This is a genomic window from Paenibacillus sp. 598K (assembly GCF_003851045.1).
Taxonomy (GTDB): domain Bacteria; phylum Bacillota; class Bacilli; order Paenibacillales; family Paenibacillaceae; genus Paenibacillus_D.
In genome coordinates this window covers 26,249-34,716 of record NZ_BFBX01000176.1, presented here as the reverse complement: position 1 = coordinate 34,716, position 8,468 = coordinate 26,249, and the positions used below count along the sequence as shown (strand labels likewise).

The 8,468-nt window shown below is 55.4% G+C and carries 10 protein-coding genes and 1 riboswitch; of the genes, 8 read left to right on the top strand and 2 right to left on the bottom strand.

The genetic code is table 11. The features are described 5' to 3' along the window. The first annotated feature begins 262 nt into the window (after positions 1-262). Positions 263-736 (top strand): hypothetical protein, encoded by a 474-nt coding sequence (locus PA598K_RS33760; RefSeq protein WP_128661128.1) that lies wholly within the window; start codon positions 263-265, stop codon positions 734-736. Positions 737-871: 135 nt separating this feature from the next. Here the strand turns inward: PA598K_RS33760 and PA598K_RS33755 are convergent, their stop codons facing one another. Then, positions 872-1,099 (bottom strand): DUF1128 domain-containing protein, encoded by a 228-nt coding sequence (locus PA598K_RS33755; protein ID WP_128661127.1) that lies wholly within the window; start codon positions 1,097-1,099, stop codon positions 872-874. A gap of 178 nt (positions 1,100-1,277) precedes the next feature. Here PA598K_RS33755 and yyaC point away from each other — a divergent pair, with 178 nt between their 5' ends. Genes yyaC through PA598K_RS33725 form a run of 6 tightly spaced genes read left to right on the top strand, consistent with a single transcriptional unit; the run spans position 1,278 to position 7,395 of the window. Next, positions 1,278-1,886, top strand: a complete 609-nt coding sequence (gene yyaC, locus PA598K_RS33750) for a spore protease YyaC (protein WP_128661126.1) — start codon at positions 1,278-1,280, stop codon at positions 1,884-1,886. 8 nt (positions 1,887-1,894) lie between these two features. After that, a complete protein-coding gene (locus PA598K_RS33745) occupies positions 1,895-2,713 on the top strand; it encodes an alpha/beta fold hydrolase (RefSeq protein ID WP_128661125.1) in 819 nt (272 codons plus the stop codon). Positions 2,714-2,737: 24 nt separating this feature from the next. Beyond that, a complete protein-coding gene (locus tag PA598K_RS33740; protein WP_128661124.1) occupies positions 2,738-3,406 on the top strand; it encodes a DUF6483 family protein in 669 nt (222 codons plus the stop codon). Next, positions 3,393-4,580 carry a class I SAM-dependent methyltransferase gene (locus tag PA598K_RS33735; protein WP_376739114.1) on the top strand — a complete coding sequence of 396 codons (1,188 nt, stop codon included), beginning with the start codon at positions 3,393-3,395 and terminating at the stop codon, positions 4,578-4,580. Before PA598K_RS33740 ends, PA598K_RS33735 begins: the two co-directional genes overlap by 14 nt. A 51-nt stretch (positions 4,581-4,631) precedes the next feature. Further along, positions 4,632-6,299, top strand: coding sequence for a histidine kinase N-terminal 7TM domain-containing diguanylate cyclase (locus PA598K_RS33730; protein WP_260405747.1), 1,668 nt, complete (start codon positions 4,632-4,634; stop codon positions 6,297-6,299). A 13-nt stretch (positions 6,300-6,312) separates the two neighbouring features. After that, the gene (locus PA598K_RS33725) at positions 6,313-7,395 is read left to right on the top strand and encodes an HD-GYP domain-containing protein (protein WP_128661122.1); all 1,083 of its coding nucleotides are present in this window, start codon (positions 6,313-6,315) and stop codon (positions 7,393-7,395) included. A gap of 29 nt (positions 7,396-7,424) precedes the next feature. Beyond that, positions 7,425-7,519: riboswitch (cyclic di-GMP riboswitch) on the top strand. A 69-nt stretch (positions 7,520-7,588) separates the two neighbouring features. Here the strand turns inward: PA598K_RS33725 and PA598K_RS33720 are convergent. Continuing rightward, positions 7,589-7,858 (bottom strand): hypothetical protein, encoded by a 270-nt coding sequence (locus PA598K_RS33720; protein ID WP_128661121.1) that lies wholly within the window; start codon positions 7,856-7,858, stop codon positions 7,589-7,591. 290 nt (positions 7,859-8,148) lie between these two features. Between PA598K_RS33720 and PA598K_RS36800 the strand changes: the two genes are divergently transcribed. Then, positions 8,149-8,468 (top strand): hypothetical protein (locus tag PA598K_RS36800; protein WP_185602393.1); only part of this gene is annotated, 320 nt, incomplete at its 3' end.

Here is an 8,468-nt window from a genome sequence, read left to right as displayed (position 1 = left end):
AAAAATCGCACAAGTACCGCTTACTAACCGACAACAGTGCAAGACAAACGGCGACGGTGTGCTCGACGCCTTAGGAGATGAGCAATTGCAACTTCCTATCATCAACGATGCAAAAAAACATTACATTTCCTTTTCTTTTTATTTGGGTTATGGTAATATTTTATAATTAGTAACGGATTCAACGTTATTCAACGAGATGTGCCAAGCGCTTTCTATTTTTCGTTAAGATGAAGCCAATAAACGACTGGAGGATTTCAAAAAGATGATAGGGCCAATTATTCCTTTGGAAGAGTTTTTGAAGCTGGAGAAAGAAGAGCAAGTGGAAAAGCTGAAACGGTGGAAAATGGATTATACGCTGAAGGACATCCGTGAGGCTTGGGGCTTCAAGCATTCTGCGCAATATTACATGCTGTTGAAAAAGCTGCGGATTTACGAGCAGGTCGTCAACAAATCGGATAAGTTCTTTCCTGAGCAGCTGATGAGTGGTCGCGGTACGGGCGAGCGCGGATATGGAGGCGTCCAACCGCTGCAGACTGCATCGCATCCGCCGCGCTCCGATCATTTCGATTACCAGCTTAATCTGACGATGACAGGTCCGGAACTCGCCGACAAGCTGGAGCGACTGGCACAATTTCTGCGCGGCGAGCAGAAGCAAATCGCGATCAAGCTGACGCTGGCGTCCTCGGAGGAGAAGCGCTCCGAGCCGGAGTCGACTGAAGACAAGGGAGAAGAATAACTCGCCCAAGGCAACAAAAAAACAACGGGGAGCGCGCGCTCCCCGTTGTTTTTTTGAAATAGGTAAGTTCGAAGCTCAATGCCCCTCTTGCCGTGTCGAAATTATTGTTATATTGTCATAATGTGGATTAATCTGCTATTTATTTCGTAGTCTTCCCAATTCGGCTACAATGCCTTCTACCTCGCTAATACTGATATTTTGCTTCTCGATTACGATCTCATAGAGCTCTTTGATGTCCTCGTATTGGTTGACGCTGAAATGCGAGGGCTGCATTGCGGCGGCCGAGGCCATGCGAAGCTTGGCTTTGATGGCATCGATCATATAGGCTATGTTCTCTTCGGTAGGTTCGTTCAGATGGGCCACGCTTGTTCCTCCTTTGGGCTTGTTGGATGCTATCTATTCTAACATGAGAATGAAATGACCGCCATTCGATTGCTGCGACCGTTGCAATTAAGGTACAATGAAGGGAACACAACGCCGCTAACTCCGGGCGAAGAGCGAGGAGCGCGGCAGTGGAGAGCGAGAGGTGTGTTACCAAGACATGAGACGAATGTCTGTTAAAGAAAAGCATCCCCATACCGGGCTGTTTATCCCGGACAGCGGAGTCCGGGAGTTGATCGCACAGAGCAAGCGTGCGCGTGTCGACCGTGCCGGGCTGCTGGCGTTCCTCCAACCGATCGCTGAGCAATGGCCGCGCGATCGCGTCGTCTTCTTGTGCATCGGCAGCGATCGGTCGACCGGCGATGCGCTGGGTCCGCTGGTCGGCGACGTGCTGACGGCGCGAGGCTGGCCGCAGGTGAGGGGTACGCTCGCTGCGCCATGCGATGCCGGCAGTCTCGGCGCGATGCTGAAGACGTTGCCGCGAGAGCACCTCGTCATCGCGGTCGATGCTTGTCTGGGCAGAGCCGGGTCGGTGGGCAGCTTCCTCGTCTCCGACGGCCCGCTGCGGCCTGCCCGGGCGACAGGGACAGCAGAGCTGCCGGATGTCGGCCATTACAGCATCGCCGCTGTCGTCAACGAGCAGGGAGCCAAGCCTTACCATACGCTGCAGACGACCTCGCTTCACGCCGTAATACGGATGGCGGGCGAGCTGGCGGAGGCGATCTGCGATGCCTGGCCGCAGCATACCAATCTTCAGAATAGCAGGTGATTAGTTCAATGATTACGCTAGCGGACAAAAAAATGCACGGCGAGGACGGCTCCGTCATCGCTTACTATGATAATGAACATATCGGCAAGACTGCAGGGCCCACAGTTATCCTGCTGCATGGCTACTGCGGCAGCTCGGCTTATTGGGAGCGCGTGCTGCCGACAATTAAGGACGCCGGAAGGGTGATCATCCCCGACCTGAGAGGACACGGCGCCTCATCGGCCCCGGAGAGCGATACGTATGCGATGGAGGACTTTGCGGACGACGTGATCCGTCTGATGGATCATCTCTATGTCCATCAAGCGTACCTGATCGGCCATTCGCTAGGCGGTTATATTACGCTCGCTGCAGCCGAGCGACATGCGGAGCGCTTGTGCGGCTTTGGTCTCGTACACTCGACGGCGTATGCCGACAGCGAGGAAGCCAAGGCAGGGCGCGATCGCGCCGCCGCTTCTATCGAAGAGGCTGGCGTGGACGCCTTCGTCGAAGGACTCGTGCCGAAGCTGTTTGCTCCCGAGCATCTGGAGTCGATGCCAGAGCAGGTAGAGCGCGTCAAGGCGATCGGTCGCGGGACGAGCCCACGCGGCGCCGCCGCTTCCGCTCGCGGCATGAAGGCTCGGCCTGATCGCAATGCGGTGCTGGAGGGGACGCAGCTGCCGGTGCTCCTGCTGGCTGGAGGTAGGGATGGCTTGATCGCGTCGGAGCGAACGTTCAGCGTCACCAGATCCAATGTAAAGCATGCGCTGCTGGAGCAAAGCGGTCATCTCGGGATGATCGAGACGCCTGAGGAAGAAGCTGCTGAGCTGCTCGCATTTGTACAGCGTTGACGATGAAGGGGAGGAGGGGATGGCATGTTTCAACGTGACTACTTTATGCGGATGATTGGACAGATGACGCAAGCCCTCGGCCAGGTGATGGGCATGCGCGACCGCAAGGAGCATCTGCAGGCGCTTGCCATCGTCGATGAGCTACTCGACCGCGAGTTCCGGCTCAACTCCAGGCTCGTCGATACATTGACGGATCAAGAGCTGGTCGGGATGTTGACGACAGCGGGCGTCATCGACCATGGCAGTCTGCAAGCGATCGCCCGGCTGCTGCGCGAGAAGGGCGAGATCTACGCCGAACGCGGCGAGACGGAGGCGAGCTATGCGGCGCTCCTGAAGGCGCTACATCTGTTCCTGCGCGGCGGACTGATCGATCCCGAGCCGGCGACGGCTGAGCCCGCGCTGGAGATTGCCCGGCTGCAGGAGCAGTTGGAAGCCTATGAGCTGCCCGAAGAGACCAAACGTCTGCTGATGGCATGGCAGGAGCAGGAAGGACGGTTTGATCTGGCGGAGAATCTGCTGCATGAGCTGCTGGAGGACGAGCTGCTCTCGTTGCCGGAGGCAGAGCGTTTCTACGATCGGCTGCTTGATGAGCCGGAGGAACGTTTGGAGCGTGGCGGTCTCTCTCTATCGGAGGTGCGCGAGGCTCGCGAAGATTTGCGACGACAAGGAGTGCAGTCCAGTGACATCCGATAATTGGGAACAGGAGCTGGCAACGGCGATCGAGTCGTGCGGCCTGCGACAGGCGACGCTCAGTCAGCCGCGCAGCCGTACGGCCGGCTATGCGCCGAAGACGATCATTCGTCCAGTGCAGCTGAAGCAAGGCTTTCACTATCAATTCGAGTACCATGAGACGGGGCGCGTGACGCATGACAATCTGTCCCCCGCAGCGGCTGCCGCTCATGCGGTTCGGCTGGCCGGGGAGCAGTATCGGCAGGCGCTCTTCAAGACGGACGAGGCCGACTATCAGCTGCTCTTCAGCAAGAAAGGCAAGCCGACCCTGCTGGCCAAGCCGGCTACCGCAAAAGGGGACGGCAGCGACGCGGCGTCCCATGACCGCGCGAAAAAACGGGTGCTGGCGTCCGAGGCGCCAGCTCCTTTCCTTGTGGAGCTTGGCATTATGACGTCGGCTGGCAAGGTGCATGCGCAAAAGCAAGACAAGTACCGGCAGATCAATCGATTCCTGGAGATGGTGCTTGATGTCGCCGACGAGCTGCCCAAGGATCGGCCGATCACGATCGTTGATTTTGGCTGCGGCAAGTCATACCTCACCTTTGCGCTCTATCACCTGTTGGCGATTCAGCAGGAGCGGGAGATCCGAGTCATCGGTCTGGATCTGAAGGCCGACGTCATTGCATGGTGCGACCGTTTGGCGCGCAAACTGGAGTATCGGCATCTTCGCTTTTTGCAAGGGGACATCGCCAGGTACGATGAGCTGCAAGAGGCGGATATGGTCGTCACGCTGCATGCCTGCGACACGGCAACCGATGCAGCGCTTGCCAAGGCGATCGAGTGGGGCGCGAGCGTCATCATGTCGGTGCCGTGCTGCCAGCACGAGCTGTTCCGCCAGGTGGACAACGACATGCTCCAGCCGCTGTTGTCGCACGGGCTGCTCAAGGAACGCTTCTCCGCCTTGGCGACCGATGCTGCGCGCGCGCGTCTGCTGGAGGTAGTAGGCTATAAGGTTCAGCTGCTGGAGTTTATTGATCCGGAGCATACCCCCAAAAACCTGCTGATTCGCGCCGCGCTCGGTGGCGGAGACGATGCGAGCCGCCGTCGCAAGTGGGCGGAGTATGCAGCCTTCCGTGACGGTCTCGGCGTTCAGCCCTACCTGGAAAAGGCGCTTGCCGGACGGTTGCCGGACGGTTAGAATAGCGTATATAGATTAATTTTTCATGAATGGGTGAACCTTTTGGGATTCATGATGTGGTTTGATTTTACAATATTCCTGATTATGGGCATCTTGTTTTTCTATATCCTTCTTGTTCAAACCATCACAAATCTTCATAAAGTGTATTTACTATTCCATTTTTTTATGCTGCTCTGGCCGCTTGGCCAATTCGCCTCCTATACTGCCACGGAGCCGCAGTATCAAGTGTTTTATATCAGTCTGGCTTTCATTGGACTAGCCATGATCGGGAGCGGCTGGTATTTGTTCTCGATCTTCCTCAGCGGGCGATCGTATCAGAGCAGCCGCATCAAGCTGATCCTGCTCCATATACCTGCCCTGACGGCTGCGGCGGGTGTCATCATCAACCCCAACCATTGGTTTATCCATGCGACCGCCCAAGGCGGATATAAGGATCGGCTGTATGGTCCGATTTTTTACTACTTGATTGCGGTTCTTGGCCTTTATGCGGTTTTGTCCTTGATGGAGCTACTGCGTGCTCTTCGTTCCGGCGGCCCGGCTCGACATGCGCAGCGGATTCGGAAATCATTGGAAGGGGTAATGATTTTTATTCCCCTCACGCTATGTGATTTATTTATCAATGTCATTTTCAAGGAAGCGTTGCCTTCGATCAGAGGGTTGACTTCGCTAGGCATCTTGCTCGCAGGCATTCATTTTGTCCTTGCGATCACGCGCTATCGGGTGTTCGATATTAAGCAGATTGCTCAGCAGGATATCGTCAACAGCGTCAACACGGGCATTCTCGTCATTGATGAGGAAGGCGTCGTCCTGGAGGTGAACAAGGTGCTGCGCCCTTATGTCAATCTGAGGGTAGGCGACTGCATCGATATCGGCCAGTTTTTGAGCAGATACGACATGGAAGAGGATTTGACGGATTTTCTCGTCGCCTATCACAGCAGTCCGCCGCAGCATGCCTATATCGAGATTGTGCTCGGACACCATCGCTTCAAAAATGCCGCCATCTATGCCTCTCCGATTTTTGGACATCGACGACAGGTAATCGGGCGCGTCATCACCTTCCAGAACGTCACCGAGCTGCGCGAGGCGGTCGATTCGTCCAAGCGTCAGAACGAGGTGCTCCAGGACCGCAATCGGGCATTGATTCTTATGCAGGACGAACTGTTCCAGGCTAATCAAAAGCTGGAGCAGATGGCGATTACCGACAGCTTGACCGGCTGCTTTAACCGCCGCTATTTGATGCAGCAGCTGGAGCATGAGGTGCTGACCAATGTCAGGTACCGGATTCCGTTTGCGATTTTTCTGTTCGATATCGATCTGTTCAAAAACATCAACGACACATATGGGCATATGGTGGGCGACGAGGTGCTGCGCAGCACGGCGGATGTTGTCAAAGGCGCGCTCCGACGCACGGATATTCTCGCCCGCTACGGCGGCGAGGAATTCACGGTCTATCTGCCGCATACGAATCGCGAACAGGCGATCATGCTGGCCGATCGGATCAAATCAGCGATTGCCGGCAACCAGATTGCCATCCGATCCGGAGAGGAAGCGGTGTCGGTTACGGTAAGCATGGGCGTGCTGGCTGTAGAAGAAACTGAAAATAACCGGATACAAGATCCGAAGTCCTATTTGCGGGAGCTGTTCACGAAAGTGGACGTGGCATTATATAAAGCAAAAGACGGCGGTCGCAACCGGATCGTAATTGCAGAGGAGACTTAAAGGCGGGGGAACGATGAGAAGAGTATCAATACAAACCGTGCGTGCCGGCGATGTGCTGGCGAAGCCCATCCTGAGGGAGAACGGCCATGTTCTGCTCGGGATGGGCGTGGAGCTTACCGACCGATTCATCGATAGATTGCGCGACATGCAGGTGGATACTCTGTTTATCGAGGACAAGATGACAGAGGATATCCTGCCCGAGGACGTCATTCGGGAAGAGACGCGCAAGCAAGCGGTCGATTCGATCCAAAAAACAATGCGCAGCATCATCGACCAGCCGACGACCAGAGGACGTGCGGTCGCTCCGGAGATGGGCCGGACGTTTCGGAGCGTGTTTGGACAAATTTTCCAAGATTTAGTAGGACGCAAGGATATTCTCGTCAGCTTGACCAACATTCATGTGGCAGACGCCTATCTGTTCCAGCATTCGGTCAATGTCGCCGTGCTGGCGGGTATTATGGGCATCGCCAAGGGGTACAACCGGACGCAGATCGAGGAGCTAGGCATCGGCGCAATGTTGTTTGACGTGGGGATGACGAAGGTGCCGACCGAGATCCTCAACAAAAAAACGCGGCTGACGACCGAGGAACGCCAAATTATGGAACGGCATACGACAGATGGATTCGAGTTGTTGCGCAAGCAGCATGACATCTCGCTGTTGTCTGCGCATTGCGCGCTCCAGCATCATGAACGGTATAACGGCTCCGGCTATCCTCGCGGCCTGCAGCGCAATGAGATTCACGAATACGCACAAATCGTCGCCCTAGCCGACGTCTATGACGCGATGACTTCGCCTCGCTCGTATCGCAACCGGCATACGCCCTCGGAGACGATCGAGTTTTTGTTTGCAGCCGGCAACTCGATCTTCGATCTTGAGCTGATCAAGCTGTTCTGCAAGCATATTTCCATCTATCCCGTAGCGACTACTGTGGTGCTCAATACGGGTCAGACCGGCGTCATCTCCGCTAACAACCCGCTTGCGGTGCATCGGCCGACGGTACGGATCGTCAAGGAAGCCGATGGCAAGGCGCCCAGCTCGCCTTACGAGATCGATCTGAAGGATCAACTGCATGTACTGATCGTCAAGGAAATCTAAGCTGTCAGCAGCCTTCTTTGCTACGAACAACTACATATTGGCAAACCTGTCGAAAGGCAGGGACGCAAAGCTAAAGGGTCTACCGTTCCTGTGCAAGGAGCCAACTGACAGCCTGGCTGCCGTCGATGAGTTCGATGATCTACAATCGGGCTGTCTCCGGAGGCAGGCTGTTTTTATGTTGTTAAGATGCGATTTATTTCTCCGCTCCAGCCGCATGAGCGCGGCTCCCCTTATACACATCCGCCCAGAAATTCCCGGCGTTCTCGCATACGGGCTTCAGCATATGATAAGCCGGCGAGTCCGGCTGCACATGAAAGGTGCTCTGTTCGAAGGAACAGCGATCAAAGGCGAAGTTACTGTCGGAAATAACGACGATGCAGTCGCGAAACGAGCAGCCGACAAAATGAAAGCCGTCAAAAATGATGGATTCGTTGGTAAAGGTCTGATTTGTAATAAGCTCCATAAAGTATTCACTCCTTCTTGTTTTACACAGTGAGATCTCAGCTTAACAGATCGATTTTGAAATGTTTGTCGCAACCTCGTGGCGATAAATAATTTTTGCTCGACACCCCGTCAACAAAAAGCGAGTCGGATTGCCGTGTTGTCGGACGGGATGAGTCGTAGAGGATGAACCCTTAATTCATGGCAATAATAACCATGATGAGGGATTTCTCATTTCCCGGGAAATGCAGACTGTTCATACGTGGGTAAAAAGGGAAATCCTTCTTCTTCGTTCGAGAAAGGAAGAGAAGGATGCGAGAGAAACGGTGGCAGTCATGGTTGGGCGGCGGGTTCGTTTTAAGCGTGCTGACCTACGCGCTGACGGACGGAGCGGTGCGGGCGGGGTATTTTTTTGATGAGGCCTACGGTCGAGTCGCCATCGGGCTCTGTCTGGCGGCGAGCCTAGCGATCGTATGGGAGGCCATAGCTGTGTTGCAGATGCGGCAGCGGGGGGCATGGCTCAGATCGGGGGCTGCGGCGATAAGGCGGCAAGCGGAGGGGGTCGTGCTGTGGCCGCTGCTGATCGCTCTCGCGTATCTGTCGCAGCCGCTCTGGCTCGGCGAGCTGCCGCT